This window comes from Pandoraea apista (genome assembly GCF_001465595.2).
Taxonomy (GTDB): domain Bacteria; phylum Pseudomonadota; class Gammaproteobacteria; order Burkholderiales; family Burkholderiaceae; genus Pandoraea; species Pandoraea apista.
The window spans coordinates 2713921-2732590 of sequence record NZ_CP013481.2 but is presented as its reverse complement, the minus strand read 5'-3'; the positions used below and the strand labels follow the sequence as shown (position 1 = coordinate 2732590).

Below are 18670 nucleotides of genomic sequence, written 5' to 3'. Positions count from 1 at the left end.
TGGCCCTTAGCAGTGCCTCATATGCCGAACTTTCTCTCTTGCAGCCCCCGCGCGCCCTCTCGGGCGGCGCACCGCTGCAATTGACGCTGCTGGCCACTCAGGACACACCGGGCCGCAAGACGATCAAGTTGCCGGACGAAATCGTCGTACGTATCTCTAACGACGATTTCAAGCCCACCCTGCTCCACCTGAAGCGCGAAGCCGTGGCCCCCGCAGAAGTCACACTCTCTGACGGTCAATTCCGCCGCATCTCGTATTCCGCCACGCTCCCGAAGGAATTACGCGGCGCGGTGCGCCTCGAGCCAGTTGACTGGGATGCTTCGACAATCACCCTCGTGCTAGATCGCGCCGCACCGGCCGAACCAATGGTGGCCGCTGTTCCGGTCGCACCCGACGCAAGCACGACGCAAGCTTCAAAGGAAAGCGTCCCGGCGTCGGGTGCAATGGTCAGCGCGGCCCCCGACGCGATCGCCCCCACGACCGACACCGAATTCGCCCGAATTTCGTCTAACGAGCCGATGTACATTGCCTTCGGCAAGAACGGCGACGCGAATGCGCGGTTCCAGCTCAGCTTTAAGTTCCACATTCTCAAGCCGGATAATCCGGCGTCTAAGTCCTTTCTCGACAACCTGTATTTTGGCTACACACAGCTATCGATCTGGGATCTGCAGGCGGAGTCGGCCCCGTTCCGCGACTCGAATTACCGTCCGAGCTTGTTCTACTACATCCCGGATACCGGCGTGCGGGCAAGCTGGTTCAGTTCGCTGGGCGTTGCAGCAGGTATCGAGCACGAGTCGAACGGCAAAGCAGGCGACGACTCGCGCAGCATCAATACCGTCTTCGTCAAACCGATCCTGAAGTTTGGCAACCCATCCGAATACCACTGGACGGTGGCGCCGAAGCTCTACGCCTACGTGGAGAAGAGCGACAATCGCGATATTCAGGACTACCGCGGCTATATGGATCTGCTCGTGCTTTGGGGCAAGCCGAATGGTTGGCAGATCGGCGCGACGCTGCGCAAGGGAATGAAGCGCAACTATGGCAGTGCGGACGTGCAGGTAACCTACCCGCTTGGCAAGCTGATTCCGGGCACCGGCGGATATATCTGGCTCGGATACTTCACCGGCTACGGTGAAGACCTGCTCGACTACAACCGTCATTCAAGGTCAGAGTTGCGTATCGGGTATAGCGTATTCCGCTGGTAACGTTGTCTGTTCGCATGGCGCACAGCGCACTGTGCGCCGCCTCGCGACCTCAAAGCACCAGCACCAACGCTCCGGCGACAATCAACGCTCCGCCAAGGGCCTCCTTCAGCGAGAACGGCTCGCCGAGCGCCACCCATCCGATCAGCATCGCCATCGCAACGCTGAGCTTGTCCAGCGGCGCCACGCCCGACACGGGGCCCAACTGCAATGCGCGGAAATAGCAAAGCCAAGACAAACCAGTTGCTACCCCGGAAAGCACCAGAAACAGCCAGGTATTCGCGCTTAAACTCGTTGGCCGTTGCCACTCGCCACGCATGCCTACGATCGCCAAAGTCACGGCAAAGATAATGATCGTGCGAATCAGCGTGGCCATGTTCGAGTTGACATTCGCCACCCCGAGCTTGCCGAACACCGCCGTCAATGCAGCAAAGAACGCCGAACCCAGCGCAAACAATTGCCAGCTACGCAGCATGAAACACCACCATCATTAGAAAGAGTTGAACCCTGCCAACCCGAAACTCGCTGAAAAGTCCACCGCCGGCACCCTGCCGTAGGGAAATGGCGGCCGCCCCGGCCATCGGTGAGATAATGGCGCTTCCCTGTGACACCGAACCGCCCTCCGGCCCCATTCGCCTCTCCCATGTCCGAACTGCACGACCGCCCCGACAGCCCCTGCATTGGCGTTTGCTCGACGCTCTTCGACGACGTCTGCAAGGGTTGCGGCCGCACGGCTTACGAAGTATCGAACTGGGTGTTCTTCACCGACGAAGAAAAGGCCGTCGTCTGGGAGCGCATCAACCGCGAAGGCACGGCGATGCGCTATTGCGACAATGGGTCTACGACTTCGCAGACTTGAATTGCAGCGATTTGTACTCGAGAAATTCCTCGAAGCCGTACACCCCGTTTTCCCGCCCGTGCCCCGACTGCTTGAAGCCGCCGAACGGTGCCTGCACGTTGAATTCCCCGCCATTGATATCGACCTGCCCCGTGCGGATCTGCCGCGCCACGCGCACTGCCCGCGCCTCGTCGCCAGACCACACGCCACCGCCCAAACCATAGATGGAGTCGTTGGCAATGCGCACGGCATCCGCCTCATCCTGATAGGTGATGATCGAGAGTACCGGGCCGAAAATCTCCTCCTGCGCAACGGTGGCATCGGGTGTCACACGCCCCAGCACCGTCGGCTGGACAAAGAACCCCGACTCGAAGCCCTCCGGCACGGCGTCTCCGCCGGCGATCAGTTCCGCCCCCTCGGCGAGGCCCTTGCGAATATAGGCTTGCACACGCTCACGCTGGGCGGCAGAGGCCAACGGCCCAAGACGTGTCGTTTCCTCACGCGGATCGCCCAGTGTAAAGCGTGCTACGGCCTCTTTGACCAGCGCTTTGACTTCCTCATAGCGCGATGCAGGAACGAGCATGCGCGTATGCGCGGAACACGTCTGGCCAGAGTTTAGATAACAGGCGTTGAGCGTGCCTTTGACCGCTGCCGCGAGATCGGCATCGTCGAGTATTACCGAAGCCGATTTCCCCCCCAGCTCTAACGCCACGCGCTTGACCGTTTGCGACGCCACTTCGGATACACGCTTGCCCGCCCGGGTCGACCCCGTGAACGACACCATATCCACATCGGGGTGCCTTGCCAGCACTTCACCGACAACCGGCCCCAACCCCGTAACCAGATTGAACACGCCCGCCGGCAAACCAGCCTCGGCGATCACCTCCGCCAGAATGAACGCGTTGAACGGCGCAACCTCCGACGGTTTTAGCACCACCGTGCACCCTGCGGCCAGCGCCGGCGCCACCTTCAGAGTGATCTGATTGAGCGGGTAATTCCATGGGGTGATTGCCCCGACCACGCCCACCGGCTCGCGCACCACCAGCGAGTTGCCCACGCGTGCTTCGAACTCGAACGATTCGGCCAGCTCGGCATACTTGTTCCAGTGGTAAACAGGACCACCCACCTGAATCGCACGTACGAGCTTGATCGGCATCCCCGTTTCGCCCGTGATGACGTTCGCCAGATCGTCCGTGCGTGCCTTCAGGCCCGCCGCGATCTTCCGCAGATAGGTCGCGCGCTCGGCAGGCAATGTCGCTGCCCAGGCGTTGCGTGCCTTCAGCGCAGCAGCAATCGCCGCTTCCGTGTCTTGCGCATCCCCCTCGGGAATACGGCCCATCAACTTCCCATCGGCCGAGTGGAAGACGTCCAGCATGCCGCGCCCGACCGGCGCGACCCACTGACCGTCGATGAAAAATTTGTCGTACGTAATCATGTAATGTCTCCCGCTGCCAGATGAACGTCGAACGGTTATTGTAGTCCGCCCTTCCCGGCGCTTCTCGGTCTCATGTTGAAATCGGGCTGCGCCGAGCCGCGCCTTCCGGTCCTCTCATGGCACTGTCGGACAACACCCATGGCGCCTCTGCGTGTGATCATCGGCATAAGCCTTGGCGCCGGGGCCGGGGCCGGCAGCAAACACGGCACCGTAAACGCAAACAGGGCGCCTGCCATGCAAGCGCCCTGTCCGTGAATTACGCGCGTCGCGTGGACGGCTCGAAGCCTGCTGTCAGACTTCCACGCCCTGGCTGGCCAGGTACTCGTCGTACGTGCCGGCGTAATCGATCAGCGTGCCGTCGTTCTTCACTTCGATGATGCGTGTGGCCAGACCCGACACGAATTCGCGGTCGTGCGAGACGAAGATCAGCGTACCCGGATATTTGTCGAGCGCGATCTGAAGCGACTCGATCGATTCCATATCCATGTGGTTGGTCGGCTCGTCCATCATCAGCACGTTGTGACGGCCCAGCATGAGCTTGCCCCAGATCATGCGACCCTTCTCACCACCGGAGAGCACACGCACGGACTTACGCACGTCGTCGCCACCGAACAACAAACGACCCAGCGAGCCACGGATCACCTGATCGTCATCGCCCTCCTGGCCCCATTGCGTCATCCAGTCAGTGAGCGACACATCTTCCGGGAAGGCTTCCGACGTATCTTGCGGCATATAGCCGATATTCGCGTTCTCGGCCCACTTCACGTAGCCCGCGTCCACCGGCAGTTCCGCCATCAGACTGCGCAGCAGCGTGGTTTTGCCCGCACCGTTCTCACCAATGATCGCCACACGCTCTCCAGCGCGCACGGCGCCGGAGTAGTTCTTGAAAATCTGGCGGTCGAACGACTTCGCAATGCCCTCGAATTCGAACGCGAGGTTATGCAGCTTCTTCTCGAATTCGAAACGGATGAACGGGTTCTGACGCGACGAAGGCTTGATGTCCTCGACCTTGATCTTGTCGATCTGCTTGAGACGGCTCGTCGCCTGACGCGCCTTCGACTTGTTCGCCGAGAAGCGGCGCACGAAGTCCTGCAGATCGGTGATGCGCTCCTTGGCCTTGGTGTTCGCCGCCATCTGACGCTCGCGGGCCTGTGCCGATGCGAGCATGTAGTCGTCGTAGTTACCCGGATAGATCTTCAGCGTGCCGTAGTCCATGTCGGCCATGTGCGTGCACACCGCGTTCAGGAAGTGGCGATCGTGGGAAATGATGATCATGGTGGAGTTGCGCTCGTTGAGCACGTCTTCCAGCCAGCGGATCGTGTTGATGTCCAGGTTATTGGTCGGTTCGTCGAGCAGGAGCACGTCCGGGTTCGAGAACAGCGCCTGCGCGAGCAGCACGCGCAGTTTCCAGCCCGGCGCAACGTTGCTCATCGGCCCCTGATGCTGGTCAATAGGAATGCCCACGCCCAGCAACAGCTCGCCCGCGCGCGCTTCGGCCGTGTAGCCGTCGTACTCGGCAAACTTCGCTTCGAGTTCGGCGGCGTGCATGTAGTCGTCGTCCGTCGCCTCCGGGTTGGCGTAAATAGCGTCGCGCTCGCTCATGGCGGCCCACATTTCGGTGTGGCCCATCATCACGACGTCGAGCACGCGCATGTCTTCGTACGCAAACTGATCCTGTTTGAGCTTGCCCAGACGCACGTTAGGTTCAAGCATGACGTTGCCGGCGCTCGGCTCCAGATCGCCGCCGAGAATCTTCATGAACGTCGACTTGCCACAGCCGTTCGCACCGATCAGGCCATAACGGTTGCCCCCGCCGAACTTGACGGAGATGTTCTCGAAGAGCGGCTTGGCGCCGAATTGCATCGTGATATTGGCAGTAGACAGCACAGGCGGTATCCGGGGAAATGAAGTGCGGCGGCACAGAATTGCGCCACGAAACCCGATATTTTAACACCGAAGCGTGTCGCGCGCCCTCCGTTACCCCAACGTGGGCCCATGGCTCCGACCCGCAGCGCGTCATGCGAATCCGCATCGCCTCGGCCAGGGGCGGACGGACTCGCGCAGGATGAAACCGTGACAGCCTGCCCGGCTGACGCGGGCGTAACGTCTGAAGACATAAAAAAACGCCGGCAGACGCCGGCGTTTTCCCTGAGCGCGTCATGCCGCCCAAGGGCGGCACCGTCGTTATTACTGCTTCGGCAGCGAACCCTCGACACCTTCGACGAACCAGTTGATCTGGTGCTTCTCGTCGTCGTTGAGCGTCTTGCCGGCCGGCACGATTTCCTTGCCGTCCTGCCCCTTGATCGGACCGGTGAACGGATCGTACTTGCCGTCGCGAATCGCGTCATGACGTGCGCTCACCGCCTTGCGGGCGGCTTCCGGCACAGCCTTGTCGTTGATGGCCACGAGGTTGATCTCGTCTTCCTTGATGCCGCCCCAGACCGGCGTGTTCTTCCACGAGCCCTGCATGACTTCGTCGACCGTGCGCACGTAGTACTTGCTCCAGTCGATGGCGGCCGAGGCCAGATGGGCATTCGGGCCGAACTTGCTCATATCCGAGTCCCAGCCGAAGGCATGGATCTTCTTCTCTTCGGCCACCTGCATCACCACGGCCGAGTCAACGTTCTGCATCAGCACGTCGGCGCCTTGTCCGACCAGCGATTCCGCCGCCTGACGCTCCTTGCCCGGATCGAACCAGCTATTGATCCAGACAACCTTCACCCTGACCTTCGGATTGACTTCGCGCGCCGCGATGGTGAACGCGTCGATATTGCGGATCACCTCGGGAATCGGCACCGATGCCACATAGCCGATCACGTTGGACTTCGTCACATGCCCGCCGACCACGCCGGCCAGATGCGCACCTTCGTACGTACGCACGTCATACGTGCCGAGATTCGGCGCCGTCTTGAAGCCGGTGGCGTGCTCGAAGGTCACGTCGGGAAAATCGGCGGCCGTCTTGACCATCGAGTCCATGTAGCCGAACGACGTGCCGAAAATCAGCTTATTGCCCTTGCTCGCCAAATCGCGGAAGACTCGCTCCGAGTCTGCGCCCTCGGGCACGTTTTCCACGCGAGTCACGCTTACCTTGTCGCCATACTTCGCTTCGACCGCCTTTGCGCCCTGCTCGTGCGCAAAGGTCCAGCCTGCGTCGCCCGGGTTGCCGATGTAGACGAACGCCACGCCCATCGGCCCCTTGCCTGCCGGAGCGGCCGATGCCTGCGCGTCGGAGGCTGCCGCCGGTGCATTCGCGGTATTGTTCTCCTGCTTGCCGCAGGCGGAAACCAGCATGGCGGCCGCCAGGCTTGCCATTGTGATCAGGACTTTACGTCGCATCGATTTTCTCCTCGTCATCGATTGTTTCAGGTTGATTCTTTGGTCGCATACCGAACGTTTGCACTGCCTATGCCTGAAAGCAGCGCTTCAAGACCCCGCGAAGAACGGCTTGCCCAGCGACGCCGGCGCATTCAGCCGGATCGTCTGGCGATTGCGCGAGATGATCACCAGCACCGCAATAGTCGCGAGATACGGCAAGCTGGCCAGCGCCTGTGACGGAATGCGAATGCCCATCGCCTGCGCCTGGAATTGCAGCGCCATGACCACGCCGAAGAGCAATGCGCCAAGTACCGTGCGCCCCGGACGCCACGTCGCAAACACCACCAGCGCCAACGCAATCCAGCCACGCCCGGCCGTCAGATTCTCTTGCCAGAGACGCAGATAGCCCACCGAGTAATACGCGCCCGCAAGCCCCGACATCGCCCCGCCGAAGAGCGTTGCGAGATAGCGAATGCGAACCACCGGATAACCGATGGCATGTGCAACGGCAGGCGCCTCGCCAATCGAGCGCAGCACCAGCCCGGCGCGCGTGCGGTACAGGAACCAGGCAATCGCCACCAGCAATACCACCGAGAGATAGCCCAGCGGATTGAGCGAGAAGATCGACGGCCCCAGCACAGGAAGCGACGACAGACCGGGAATCGGCAGATCGCGCAGCATCGGGATGGTGGCGTCGGTGTACGGACGGCCGACGTAAGCCGACAGCCCAATGCCGAAGATCGTCAGCGCGAGACCGGTTGCCACCTGATTCGCCATGAGCGAGAGCGTGAGCCACGCGAAGATGGCCGACATCGCCACGCCTGCGGCAATCCCGGCAAGCACACCGAGCCAGAGGCTTCCGGTCTGCACGGTCACAGCGAAGGCGCCGATAGCGCCCATGAGCATCGTGCCTTCCACGCCGAGATTGAGCACGCCCGACTTTTCCGTCACCAGTTCGCCCAACGCCGCGAGCATCAACGGAATGGCCGCGATCACGGCACTTGCCGCGAGCGGCGTCAGTAGATTGATCCAGTCCATGCGGCGCTCCTCAGGCCTCGCTCGCGTGCACACGGGCACGACGGCGCAGACGGTAATTCACGAAAACGTCGCAACCCAGCAGGCTGAACAGCAGCAGCCCCTGAAACACGCCGCTGATCGCCTTGGGCAGTTGCAGCGAGGTCTGCACCGCTTCGCCGCCGAGATACAGCAGCGCCATGAGCAGGCTGGCCAGCACGATGCCGACCGGATGCAGGCGCCCCACGAACGCCACGATGATCGCCGTGAATCCGTATCCCGGCGCCCACGTCGCCTGCAATTGTCCGACCGGCCCCGCCACTTCGCCGGTGCCTGCCAACCCGGCGGCGGCCCCCCCGATCAGCAGCGCAAGCCAGACAGCGCGCGGCTCGGAATAGCCGGCGTAACGTGCAGCCATCGGTGCCAGCCCCCCCACTTCCATCCGGTAGCCCGCGAAGCTCTTGCGCATGAAGAACCACGCCGCCGGCACGGCCACCACCGCCATGAACACCGATGCGTTCAGGCGCGTGCCGCGCCACGGTGCCCAATGCCAGTCACCGAAGAAGCGCGGGAACAGGGCGTCGCGGCTGAAATTGATCGACTGCGGGAAATTCATGCCGTGCGGGTCCTGCCACGGCCCGCTTACCAGATAGATCAGGAGCTGCGTGGCGACGTACGTGAGCATCAGGCTCACGAGAATCTCGTTGGCGTTGAAACGCACGCGCAACAGCGCGGGAATGGCGGCCCACAGCATGCCGCCCAGTGCGCCCGCCGCCATCATCAACGGCAACAGCCAGGGGCCGCCGTGGCCATCGAAATGAATCGCCACGCCCGACGCGAAAATCCCGCCGAGCAGCAATTGCCCCTCCGCACCGATGTTCCACACGTTGGCGCGATAGCCGATCGCCAGTCCCAGCGCGATCAGGCACAGAGGCGACGCCTTGAGCAGTAACTCGGACCAGCCGTTCAGGCTGCTGATCGGCGCAAGGAAGAACGCCCCCATCGCCTGCGCCGGGTTCTTGCCGAGAAAACTGAAGATGAGCACACCGCCGGCCAGCGTGATGAGCGTGGCCACCAGCGGCATGGCAAGCCGCATGGTGCGGGAAGGACTTGGCCGTGGCTCAAGCGTGAAATCGAACATGGTGTCTGGAAATCGATGAAAAACGTTACGGTGCCTGCGACGCGACGAATGAAAACCCGGCGATGCAGGTCATGCCAGTTGTGCCGCGACCTCAGGCTGCGCGCGCTCCCGGCACACCCGGACCACCGGGGAACATCCCCGCCATCCAGAGGCCGATCTCGCGGGCGTCGGTCTGCTCGGGCTTGCGCACGGGCGACAGACGCCCCTGCGCCAGCACCGTGATCCGGTCGCAAATTTCGAAAAGTTCGTCGAGTTCCTCGGATAGCACCAACACCGCGACGCCGCGCGCCGAGAGGTCCAGCAACTGCTGACGGATGAAGCTCGCCGCGCCCACGTCCACGCCCCACGTGGGCTGCGCCACCACCAGAACTTTCGGTTCCTGGAGAATCTCGCGCCCGACGATGAACTTCTGCAAATTACCGCCCGAGAGGCTCTGTGCGGCGGCATCCGGGCCGCCAGCCTTCACATTGAAGCGCTCGATACACAGCGACGCGAACCGCCGGAGCGTGCCGCGACGAATCCAGCCGCCGCGCAGCAACCCGAGGTGTGCCGTGCCGGATGCCCCAAGCAGTGCGTTGTCGGTTAGTGACATGCTCGGCACGGCACCACGCCCCAGACGCTCTTCAGGGACAAAGGCCAGGCCAAGACGCCGCCGGGTCGCGGCCCCCATGCGACCGACGGCACGCCCGTTCAGATGCACGGCGTCGGCCTGGGGCGCACGCGCCTCCCCCGACAAGGCCGCCAGCAATTCGGCTTGTCCGTTACCGGAAACCCCCGCAACACCGACGATCTCGCCAGCATGCACGTCGAGGTTGATGTCGTGCAGCGAGGTGCCGAAGGGGTCTTCGCTGGGCATCGACAACTGACGCAAGGAAAGCAGCACGTCGCCCGGCTGGTGCTCGCGGCGCTCGATCTGCGGCAGCGCACGTCCGATCATCATTTGCGCCAGCGTCTCCGCCGTCTCCTCGCGCGGTACCGCGTGTCCCGACACACGGCCGGCGCGCAATACCGTCGCGCGATCGCACAGGTCGCGGATTTCGTCGAGTTTGTGACTGATGTAGACGATGCTGCAACCTTCCGACGCCAGACGGCGCAGCGTAGTGAAGAGTTTCTGGACGGCTTGCGGGGTGAGCACCGACGTGGGCTCGTCCATGATGAGCAGACGCGGGTTCTGCAACAGGCAGCGCACGATCTCCACGCGCTGACGTTCGCCGACCGACAGACTGTGCACATGACGCGCCGGATCGACTTCGAGCCCGTACTGGGCCGACACGTCGCGGATACGGCCGGCGAGCCCCTTCAAATCATGTCCCGCGGCGTCGAGTGCGAGAGAAATATTCTCGGCAACCGTGAGCGTCTCAAACAGCGAAAAATGCTGAAATACCATGCCGATGCCGAGCTTGCGGGCCGCAGCCGGGCTATCGATACGCGTCGGCTGCCCCTCCCAGCGGATTTCGCCCGCGTCAGGGCGCACGGCACCGTAGATGATCTTCATCAGCGTGCTCTTGCCCGCACCGTTCTCGCCCAGTACGGCGTGGATCTCGCCGGGTAACACGCTCAACGCGATATCGTCGTTGGCCACCACGCTCGGATAGCGCTTGGTAATGCCGGTCAGCGCCAGACGTGGCGTGGGTTGCATAGGAGATGTCACTGAAGTATCGGTCCTGGGCTTGGGCGGGACGAAAATACCCAATTCGCGGCGAAATGTCGAGCATGTGTCAATAACATGGCATGCCGTGGCCTATAACGAACGACAAGCACCTATTTTGGTGATAGGGGCTTTCCGCTATAGAGACGCCGGGCGCTTGTGCTTCATAATGATTTCCTTATGCAATTCAAGGTCCGACATATTCGGATTGTTATATTTCTCATGAGCCAAAACCGCGAACCGATCGATACTTATTTGCTCCGCGTCCTTCACACTTTGTTGATCGAGCGTAGCGTGACGCGGGCGGCCGTCAAGCTGAACCAGTCTCAGCCCGCCATCAGCGCGGCGCTGCGGCGCTTGCGCGATATCACCGGCGATCCGCTGCTGGTGCGCGGCAAATCGGGCATGGTGCCCACGGAGTACGGTCAATCGTTGCTGGAACCCACGCAGAACGCCCTGCGTGAGATCGAGCGAATCACCGTCCAGCAATCGAATTTCGATCCGGCGACAACGGTGCGCACGTTCCGCATCGGCTCGCCCGACTATCTGAATACGCTGTTCGTGCCCACGGTCGTCGAGCGCTTCCGCCAGCAAGCCCCGAACGCGCAGTTGGAATTGCATTCGCTTGGCCCGGCCTTCGACTACGAACACGCACTGGAAGACGGCAAGGTCGACATCGTCATCGGCAATTGGCCCGAACCGCCCGAGCAGCTTCACCTCTCGAACCTGTTTGTCGACCAGATCGTCTGTCTGGTGCGCAACACGCACCCGTATGCCAAGCGCGGCCTCACCCTGGAGCAATACCTCGCCAGCCCGCACCTCGCGCCCACGCCCTACTCCGTGGCGCAACGCGGCGCCATCGACATGCACCTGGCGCGCGAGCGGCTCAAGCGCAATGTGGTCGTCACGATTCCGTATTTCAATCTGGCGCCTTACGTGCTGTTGAAGTCCGACCTGATCTTTACCACGACGCGCCTGTTTGCCGACCATTACGCGGAGTTTCTACCGCTCACCGTGGTCGAGGCACCCATCGATTTCCCGCCGATGCAGTACTACCAGTTGTGGCACGAGCGCACCCACTATTCGGACGAAGTGCGCTGGCTGCGCAGTGTCATCTCCGACGCCACACGCACACTGCTCGACTCGCGCGCACAGTCCTGATCGTCGAGCTACGCCGGGGCCGGGACCGTTTTTACCGGCGGAGCGGCCCCCACCGCTCCGCCGAACCGAATGGCAACGCGCCTCATGCACAGGAGCGTTACCCCCGATTTCCCGTTCGCCCATTGCCACGCTCGGCCACACACCATGAATATGTGGCCGGTGTGGCAACGCGCTATCGGGAAGCCTCGGCCAGTTGCCGCGCCAGCGCGTTGTGACGCGTAACGAGCGACGGTAAGTCGAGCGTCGCCAGACGCCCCTCACGCACCACCACCCGTCCGTTCACCACGCTGTACGCAGCTTGTCCAGGATTACAGAAGACCAACGCTGCGACCGGGTCGTGCAGCCCACCGGCCATGCCCACGCCACGCGTATCGAAGGCCACGAAATCGGCCGCCATACCCGCCGCCAGCACCCCAATGTCATCGCGGCCCAGCACGCGCGCGCCGCCCACCGTGGCGATTTCCAACGCCTCGCGGGCGGTCATTGCGCTGGGGCCGAAGCCCACCCGTTGCAAGAGCAACGCCTGACGCGCTTCATTAATCATGCTGGCCGCATCGTTCGAGGCCGAGCCGTCCACGCCCAGACCCACGGGCACGCCCGCATCGCGCATGCGGCGAATCGGGGCAATGCCCGACGCGAGCCGCATATTCGAACATGGGCAATGCGCCACGCCGGTGCCGGTCTTCGCAAAGAGAGCGATGCCCGCGTCGTCGAGTTGCACGCAGTGGGCGTGCCAGACATCGTGCCCGACCCAACCCAGGTCCTGCGCATACTCCGCCGGCGTCATGCCGAACTTCTCGCGGCTGTAGGCAATATCGTTGACGTTTTCGGCCAGATGCGTGTGCAGCGACACACCGTAGTGGCGCGCCATCGCCGCCGATTCGCGCATCAGGTCGCGGCTCACCGAAAACGGTGAGCACGGCGCCACGACCACCCGAAGCATGGCGTAGCGGCCTTCGTCGTGATACGTCTCGATGAGGCGCTGGGTGTCTTTGAGAATGTCCGCTTCGCGCTCGACAACGCGATCGGGCGGCAAACCGCCCTGGCTCTGCCCCACACTCATGCTGCCGCGGCTTGCATGAAAGCGCATGCCGATCTCGGCGGCGGCTTCGATGCTATGGTCGAGCTTGCAGCCGTTCGGGTAGATATAGAGATGATCGCTCGACGTCGTGCAGCCAGAGAGCAGCAGTTCAGCCATCGCGGTCTGCGTCGAGATGCGAATCATCTCCGGCGTGAGATTCGCCCACACCGGGTACAGGTTCGTCAGCCAGTTGAACAGCTCACCGTCCTGCGCGGCCGGAATGGCGCGCGTGAGGCTCTGATACATGTGGTGATGCGTGTTGACGAGACCGGGAATCACGACATGCCCCGTCAGATCGAGCACCTCGTCGGCTGTATCCGGCAACGTGTCGCTGGTGCCAACGGCCACAATCCGGTTGTCCTCGACGTACAGCCCGCCGCGGGCAATTTCGCGGCGGCCGGCGTCCATCGTGACCAGAACCTCGGCATTCTTGACGAGCAACGTTTTCATCAGTGCGCCTCCAGCCCCATGCCTGTGCCGTTCTTCTTGCCGTGACCGTTGGCCGCCGGGGCTTTGAAGCCGTTGAAGTAGGCGTTCAGAATCACGGCCGAGAGCGTGGCGAGCAGAATTCCACTGTGCAGCAGCGGCGCGAGTTGCTCGGGCATCTTCGCGAAGAACTTGTTCGACGCGACCGGAATCATCGCCATGCCGATGCTGATGGCCACAATGTACAGGTTGTAACGGTTAACCGCGTAGTCGACCTTCGACAGGATCTTGATGCCGGTGGCAAGCACCATGCCGAACATGACCACACCGGCCCCTCCCAGCACGAACTGCGGGATCGAGGCGACAATGACCGACATCTTGGGAATCAGTCCGAAAACCAGCAAAATGACGCCGGCCGCGGCGCAGACCCACCGGCTCTTCACACCGGTCACACCGACAAGACCGATATTCTGCGAGAACGATGTGTGCGGGAACGTATTGAACAGGCCGCCGATCACCGTCGCCACACCATCGACACGCAAACCCGCCACCAGCGCCTTCTCGTCCACTGGTTTCCCGACGATCTCGCCCAGTGCCAGGAACATGCCCGTCGATTCGATGAACGTGATCAGAATCACGATGGTCAGCGTGACGATCGCCCAAGGATCGAACACCGGCATGCCGAAGTGGAACGGCAGCACCACGTCGAACCACTTGACCTGATCCAGACCGTCGAAATTCACCTTGTGCAGCATCAGCGCGATCACGAAGCCGAACAGAATGCCCAGCAGCACGGCGATGTTCGAGAAGAAGCCCTTCACGAAACGCGTAATCAGCAGAATGAAGATAAGCACTGCGAACGACACGCCCAGATAGACGGGGTCGCCGTAATCGGGGTTGCCCACACCGCCGGCCGCCCAGTTGATGCCCACACCAATGATCGTCAGACCGATGGACGTGATCACGATGCCCGTGACGATCGGCGGGAAGAAGCGCAACAGCTTACCGATGACCGGTGCAATGAGCGTGCCGATGATGCCCGAGGCAATCGTCGCTCCGAAAATACCGGGAAGACCCAGCGACGGGTTGGTACCGATCGCGAGCATCGGCCCCACGGCCGCAAAGGTCACGGCCATGATGACCGGCATGCGAATGCCGAACCGGCCTACACCCACGCTTTGCAGCAAGGTGGCAATACCGCAGCACATCAGGTCGGCGGAAATAAGAAAGGCAATCTGATCCTTGGGCAAGCCAAGCGCGCCGCCGATGATCAGCGGCACTGCTACCGCACCCGCATACATCACCAGCACGTGTTGCAGGCCCAGCATGAACAATTTCCCGATCGGCAGTCGTTCGTCGACCGGATCCACGGCTTTCGTTGTCACACTCATTGCGTCTCCGTCCCAGGGGGGCTGTTTGATTGATATTTTTGGGGTGGCTCAATGGTGCAGGTCGACGCCTTTTGCGGCAAGACCACCGGGGGCTATAGTGTTTTTTTCATGGAACGTATGCATGAATGCTTATCATGCGTCTCGGGTTTTCCCCGAGAATGCACGTAGCCATTGGGCTTTCCGGGCGATGCGCCTTCCGTCGCGGCAACGCCTCATACGCCACTTGTTATAGCCCGGATAAAGAAATCAAATAGTGGTCCCTAAAAACCCAAAACCGACGCATGCGGCGTACGCTCGACACTCTGGCACGCGCTATTGATGGCCGTCATGATTTTGTCTGGCGTGACATGGTATGTGCACGTTTTTATCTTTGGTATTGCGCCCGTTGCCGGGCCGCCATCTCCCTACAATGCATCCATCCATCACAGGAGACACCATGGGACGACTGACTACCCACGTACTTGATACATCGCACGGCAAGCCTGGCGCAGGCATCCGTGTCGAGTTGTGGCGCGTTGACGGCGAGCGCCGTTCGCTGCGCGACGTGCAGACCAATGACGACGGCCGCTGCGACAAGCCGCTGCTCGAAGGCGAAGAATTCGTCGCGGGCGAATACGAGCTGGTGTTCCACGCAGGCGACTATTTCGCCGCGCAAGGCGTGGACGTTCCTTCGCCGCGCTTCGTCGATCGCGTTGTGCTGCGCTTCGGCATCGCCGAGCCTTCCCAGCATTACCACGTGCCCCTTCTGGTATCGCCGTGGAGCTTTTCCACGTATCGCGGCAGCTGAAACGCGAGCGTGAACGTCAGGCAGTTGAGGAGAACATAAGATGGAAGCGTTTATTACCGACTGGGTCAATCTGTTGCTGCGCTGGCTGCATGTGGTCGCAGCCATTGCGTGGATTGGCGAGTCGTTCTATTTCGTGATGCTGGATAACGGTCTGAAGCCGCCCAAGGCTGCCGAGGACAAGCAAAAAGGCGTGTTCGGTGAGATGTGGTCAGTTCACGGTGGCGGTTTCTACCACGCCCAGAAGTATCTGAACTCGCCGCCGCAAATGCCGGAAGACCTGCACTGGTCGAAGTGGAAGTCGTACACGACGTGGCTCTCGGGCTTTGCCCTGTTCTGCGTGTTGTATCTGCTCCAACCGCAAACGTATCTGATCGACAAGAACGTGATGGATCTGCAACCGGGCCAGGCCGTGGGCCTTGCGGTGGCGTTCCTGATCGGCGGCTGGTTCGTCTATGACTTCCTGTGCCGTATGCTGGGCAAGAACGAGCGCGTGCTGGGTATCGCCGTGGCGCTGTTCGTGGTGGCCGCAACGTATGCCACCACGCACATCTTCGCCGGTCGTGCAGCGTACCTGATCGTGGGCGCCATGATGGCCACGTCAATGTCGGCCAACGTGTTCTTCTGGATCATTCCGGGACAGCGCAAAAGCGTCGATGCGCTGGCGAAGGGCGAAGTGCCGAACCCGATCTGGGGCAAGCTGGGCAAGCAGCGTTCCGTGCACAACACGTATTTCACGCTGCCGGTCGTGTTCATCATGATCAGCAACCACTACGCGTTCACGTACAGCAATCCGTACAACTGGGTGATCCTCACGGTCATCATGGCGGCAGGTGCAATGATCCGTCAGTTCTTCGTGCTGCGTCATTCGGGCAAGAATCTGTACGCACTGCCCGTAGCCGGCGCTGCACTGCTTGCAGGCGTTGCCGTGTTCGCCGCGCCGCGCCCCGCGCCGGCACCCGCCGCAGGCGCCCACGGTGAAGCGGCGGCCCCGGCCGTGAAACTCTCGGAGATTCAACCGATCGTGACGCAACGCTGCGCCACCTGCCACTCGGCCAAACCGACGATGATGGGCAGCGCGCCGGCGGGCGTGATGCTCGATACGCCGGCCGAGATCTCGCAGAACGCGCAACGAATTTATCAACAAGCCGTAGCACTCAAGTCGATGCCGCTGGGCAATGTGACCCAGATGACCGACGACGAACGCCAGAAGATCGCCGCGTGGTTCAACGGCGGCGCACAACAATAACGGCGACGACCGACTTTCTTGCTGGACCCATGTTGGGGCGCTTAGGCGCCCCTTTTTTCATGGCACGGCTTTTCGTGGCATCAGGCCTTCGCCAGCGTCCGTTCCTATCGTGGGATGGCGCCGCATATTCACAATAAAAACAATCGCTTGGGAACTTCGGCACTGATGGGCAGGTCTGTACTACGCACCCGGCAGTCCGGATGTAACGTTGTTGCGAAGGCGGCATCGCTCAACCTTCCCATGACGTTCAACACTGGCGCGATACCTTTCAAGGCAGGCGCGTCACGCAAAAAAGTCATGAATTTCCTGCTTTTCTCCGCTTCCCGGCAAGGCGTCGTCTGGCTGCATTTGCACCAGGCCATGTTTCCGCCGTCCGATCTGTCTGCCTGACAACGTCTTTCGCGCGCCCATGCTGCGCGTGATGTGTCGGGCGGGACGGGTGGGCCATCGCTTGCGCGCGCCCGGTTGATCTCCCATCTCGAAGTTTCGATGTGCAAGCCACGGTGAGCTGCGTCCCGACACGACGCGGCGATGTGTCATCGGGGGGACCATGTCTCATTCCAATTTCTGCCAATCCACGCAGGGCGCCGGGGCGTCGCTGCTCAAGCAATTCACTTCACTCGCGATCCCGACCATTCTTTCCGGCTGGGTGTACACGATCTACACGTTGATCGACGGGATTTTCATCGGACGTTACGTCGGCGAACAGGCACTCGCCGCACTTAACCTCGTTGTGCCGCTGCTGTATGTGCCTTACGCATTCAGTGTGATGACGGGCGTCGGCGGTGCTACGCTCATTGCCCGTTTGCTGGGCGAGGGACGGCAAGCTGAAGCGCGTCGCGCATTCTCGCAGGTGCTTTGGGTGACACTCGTCTTCAGTATCGCGATGAGCGCGGCGGTGCTGATTTTCCGTCACGAAATCGCGACCGCCCTCGGCGCCGAGGGCGTCATTGCGCAAAACGTGGTGGCCTATCTGTCGGGCTGGGGCTGGTTCGTGCTGTTCGCCAACGGTCTGTACGCGCTGGAATTGTTCCTTCGTGTGGAAGGCGCACCGGCGGCGCGTTTTGGTCTGTTCGCGATGTTCATGGGCGCGCTCGCCAACGGGGCGCTGGACTATTGGTTCATCGCCGTCAACGGCATGGGCATGTACGGGGCGTCGCTTGCTACGGGTTTGTCGATGCTGGTCACCAGCAGCGTAATGCTCGGCTATCACTTCTTGCTCGCGAAGCAGGTGGTGCCGACGTGGCGGGCATTCGGACGCGGCGAACTCCATGTCTGGCGTGCCATGTATAACGGTGCTTCGGAGTTTCTTGGCGCGATCGCGCCGGCGGTGACGGTATTCGCCTTCAACCGCGTGATTCTGTCGAACTTCGGCGAGACCGGACTGGCGGCGTACGCCATTCTGGAATACATGACGCTGGGTGCGACGGTCACGATGGTGGCCCTCGTGCAGAGCATGCAGCCGATGATCAGCTTCTATCGCGGCGCTCGCAATCTGAGCGCACTGCGTGAATCGTTCCGCCTGGGCGTGATCGCCGTGACGGGATTCTCGGTGCTGGTGGCTGTCGTGATGGCAACGCTCGCCCGCCCGCTCACATTCCTGTTCCTGCCCGCGGGCGCTCATGCCTGGTCGATTCTCGAGCACGCGGTACTTTGGTATGCGCTGGCCTTTCTGCCGGCGGCCGGCAATCTGATCGTGGCGGGTTTTCTGACGGCGGTGGAAGCACCGGGTCCGTCGGCCGCTATCGCTACGCTGCGAAGCTGGGTGCTGCTGCTGGGCGTTCTCTGGTTGCTCAACGTGTGGCTGGGTGGCACGGCGATCTGGTACACGCTGCTGATTACCGAATTGCTGACGCTGGCCATCAGTGCCTGGCTGTACTGGCGCAGTCACCGCAGTGGCACGTTGCTGGCACGGGCAACGACTTGCTGAGGGAGATGCACTACGCAAAACGGCGTGACCTGAAGGTCACGCCGTTTTTTTATGG

Annotated in this window: 16 protein-coding genes; 6 read left to right on the top strand and 10 right to left on the bottom strand. The window is 61.8% G+C overall.

Features of this window, described 5'->3' with window-relative positions:
• The first annotated feature begins 38 nt into the window (after positions 1–38).
• Entirely contained in the window at positions 39–1205 is a 1167-nt protein-coding gene (locus tag AT395_RS12700; RefSeq protein ID WP_224787532.1) for a phospholipase A, read from the top strand.
• Between the two features lie 49 nt (positions 1206–1254).
• On the opposite strand, the gene AT395_RS12695 is transcribed toward AT395_RS12700, so the two are convergent.
• Positions 1255–1677 (bottom strand): EamA family transporter, encoded by a 423-nt coding sequence (locus AT395_RS12695; protein WP_042115828.1) that lies wholly within the window; start codon positions 1675–1677, stop codon positions 1255–1257.
• 168 nt (positions 1678–1845) lie between these two features.
• On the opposite strand from AT395_RS12695, the gene AT395_RS12690 reads away from it, so the two are divergent.
• Complete coding sequence (locus tag AT395_RS12690; RefSeq protein WP_042115827.1) at positions 1846–2061, top strand: DUF1289 domain-containing protein; 216 nt, start codon at positions 1846–1848, stop codon at positions 2059–2061.
• Here AT395_RS12690 and AT395_RS12685 read toward each other — a convergent pair.
• The 6 genes from AT395_RS12685 to AT395_RS12660 all read right to left on the bottom strand — a co-directional run bounded on the left by AT395_RS12685 (position 2042) and on the right by AT395_RS12660 (position 10584).
• Positions 2042–3475, bottom strand: coding sequence for an aldehyde dehydrogenase family protein (locus AT395_RS12685; protein ID WP_042115826.1), 1434 nt, complete (start codon positions 3473–3475; stop codon positions 2042–2044). The genes AT395_RS12690 and AT395_RS12685 overlap by 20 nt on opposite strands.
• A 291-nt stretch (positions 3476–3766) precedes the next feature.
• Positions 3767–5362, bottom strand: a complete 1596-nt coding sequence (locus tag AT395_RS12680) for an ABC-F family ATPase (RefSeq protein WP_042115825.1) — start codon at positions 5360–5362, stop codon at positions 3767–3769.
• 300 nt (positions 5363–5662) lie between these two features.
• Positions 5663–6811 carry a BMP family ABC transporter substrate-binding protein gene (locus tag AT395_RS12675; protein WP_048629381.1) on the bottom strand — a complete coding sequence of 383 codons (1149 nt, stop codon included), beginning with the start codon at positions 6809–6811 and terminating at the stop codon, positions 5663–5665.
• 87 nt (positions 6812–6898) lie between these two features.
• Entirely contained in the window at positions 6899–7828 is a 930-nt protein-coding gene (locus AT395_RS12670; RefSeq protein ID WP_042115823.1) for an ABC transporter permease, read from the bottom strand.
• 10 nt (positions 7829–7838) lie between these two features.
• Complete coding sequence (locus AT395_RS12665) at positions 7839–8945, bottom strand: ABC transporter permease (RefSeq protein ID WP_042115822.1); 1107 nt, start codon at positions 8943–8945, stop codon at positions 7839–7841.
• Positions 8946–9036: 91 nt separating this feature from the next.
• Positions 9037–10584, bottom strand: coding sequence for an ABC transporter ATP-binding protein (locus AT395_RS12660; protein WP_082164826.1), 1548 nt, complete (start codon positions 10582–10584; stop codon positions 9037–9039).
• 231 nt (positions 10585–10815) lie between these two features.
• Between AT395_RS12660 and AT395_RS12655 the strand changes: the two genes are divergently transcribed.
• The gene (locus AT395_RS12655) at positions 10816–11754 is read left to right on the top strand and encodes a LysR substrate-binding domain-containing protein (RefSeq protein ID WP_042118379.1); all 939 of its coding nucleotides are present in this window, start codon (positions 10816–10818) and stop codon (positions 11752–11754) included.
• A gap of 172 nt (positions 11755–11926) precedes the next feature.
• Here AT395_RS12655 and AT395_RS12650 read toward each other — a convergent pair whose 3' ends face one another.
• Positions 11927–13285 (bottom strand): 8-oxoguanine deaminase, encoded by a 1359-nt coding sequence (locus AT395_RS12650; RefSeq protein ID WP_048629380.1) that lies wholly within the window; start codon positions 13283–13285, stop codon positions 11927–11929.
• Positions 13285–14652: a nucleobase:cation symporter-2 family protein gene (locus AT395_RS12645; protein WP_042115820.1), complete on the bottom strand. Its 1368-nt coding sequence runs from the start codon at positions 14650–14652 to the stop codon at positions 13285–13287. Before AT395_RS12645 ends, AT395_RS12650 begins: the two co-directional genes overlap by 1 nt.
• 436 nt (positions 14653–15088) lie before the next feature.
• Here AT395_RS12645 and uraH point away from each other — a divergent pair, with 436 nt between their 5' ends.
• Complete coding sequence (uraH, locus tag AT395_RS12640; protein ID WP_042115819.1) at positions 15089–15439, top strand: hydroxyisourate hydrolase; 351 nt, start codon at positions 15089–15091, stop codon at positions 15437–15439.
• A gap of 40 nt (positions 15440–15479) precedes the next feature.
• A complete protein-coding gene (locus tag AT395_RS12635; RefSeq protein ID WP_042115818.1) occupies positions 15480–16685 on the top strand; it encodes a urate hydroxylase PuuD in 1206 nt (401 codons plus the stop codon).
• Between the two features lie 128 nt (positions 16686–16813).
• On the opposite strand, the gene AT395_RS25570 is transcribed toward AT395_RS12635, so the two are convergent.
• On the bottom strand, positions 16814–16984 hold the full coding sequence (locus tag AT395_RS25570) for a hypothetical protein (protein WP_156219744.1): 171 nt from the start codon (positions 16982–16984) through the stop codon (positions 16814–16816).
• A 251-nt stretch (positions 16985–17235) separates the two neighbouring features.
• Here AT395_RS25570 and AT395_RS12630 point away from each other — a divergent pair, with 251 nt between their 5' ends.
• Positions 17236–18615: an MATE family efflux transporter gene (locus tag AT395_RS12630; protein ID WP_042115817.1), complete on the top strand. Its 1380-nt coding sequence runs from the start codon at positions 17236–17238 to the stop codon at positions 18613–18615.
• The last annotated feature ends 55 nt before the right edge of the window (positions 18616–18670 follow it).

What these genes read in the sequence shown, in the direction of transcription:
- AT395_RS12695 (WP_042115828.1), bottom strand. Translation starts at nt 1,677, where the DNA reads ATGCTGCGTAGCTGGCAATTGTTTGCGCTGGGTTCGGCGTTCTTTGCT.
- AT395_RS12690 (WP_042115827.1), top strand. Translation starts at nt 1,846, where the DNA reads ATGTCCGAACTGCACGACCGCCCCGACAGCCCCTGCATTGGCGTTTGC.
- AT395_RS12685 (WP_042115826.1), bottom strand. Translation starts at nt 3,475, where the DNA reads ATGATTACGTACGACAAATTTTTCATCGACGGTCAGTGGGTCGCGCCG.
- AT395_RS12675 (WP_048629381.1), bottom strand. Translation starts at nt 6,811, where the DNA reads ATGCGACGTAAAGTCCTGATCACAATGGCAAGCCTGGCGGCCGCCATG.
- AT395_RS12670 (WP_042115823.1), bottom strand. Translation starts at nt 7,828, where the DNA reads ATGGACTGGATCAATCTACTGACGCCGCTCGCGGCAAGTGCCGTGATC.
- AT395_RS12665 (WP_042115822.1), bottom strand. Translation starts at nt 8,945, where the DNA reads ATGTTCGATTTCACGCTTGAGCCACGGCCAAGTCCTTCCCGCACCATG.
- AT395_RS12660 (WP_082164826.1), bottom strand. Translation starts at nt 10,584, where the DNA reads ATGCAACCCACGCCACGTCTGGCGCTGACCGGCATTACCAAGCGCTAT.
- AT395_RS12655 (WP_042118379.1), top strand. Translation starts at nt 10,816, where the DNA reads ATGAGCCAAAACCGCGAACCGATCGATACTTATTTGCTCCGCGTCCTT.
- AT395_RS12650 (WP_048629380.1), bottom strand. Translation starts at nt 13,285, where the DNA reads ATGAAAACGTTGCTCGTCAAGAATGCCGAGGTTCTGGTCACGATGGAC.
- AT395_RS12645 (WP_042115820.1), bottom strand. Translation starts at nt 14,652, where the DNA reads ATGAGTGTGACAACGAAAGCCGTGGATCCGGTCGACGAACGACTGCCG.
- uraH (WP_042115819.1), top strand. Translation starts at nt 15,089, where the DNA reads ATGGGACGACTGACTACCCACGTACTTGATACATCGCACGGCAAGCCT.
- AT395_RS12635 (WP_042115818.1), top strand. Translation starts at nt 15,480, where the DNA reads ATGGAAGCGTTTATTACCGACTGGGTCAATCTGTTGCTGCGCTGGCTG.
- AT395_RS25570 (WP_156219744.1), bottom strand. Translation starts at nt 16,984, where the DNA reads ATGACTTTTTTGCGTGACGCGCCTGCCTTGAAAGGTATCGCGCCAGTG.
- AT395_RS12630 (WP_042115817.1), top strand. Translation starts at nt 17,236, where the DNA reads ATGTCTCATTCCAATTTCTGCCAATCCACGCAGGGCGCCGGGGCGTCG.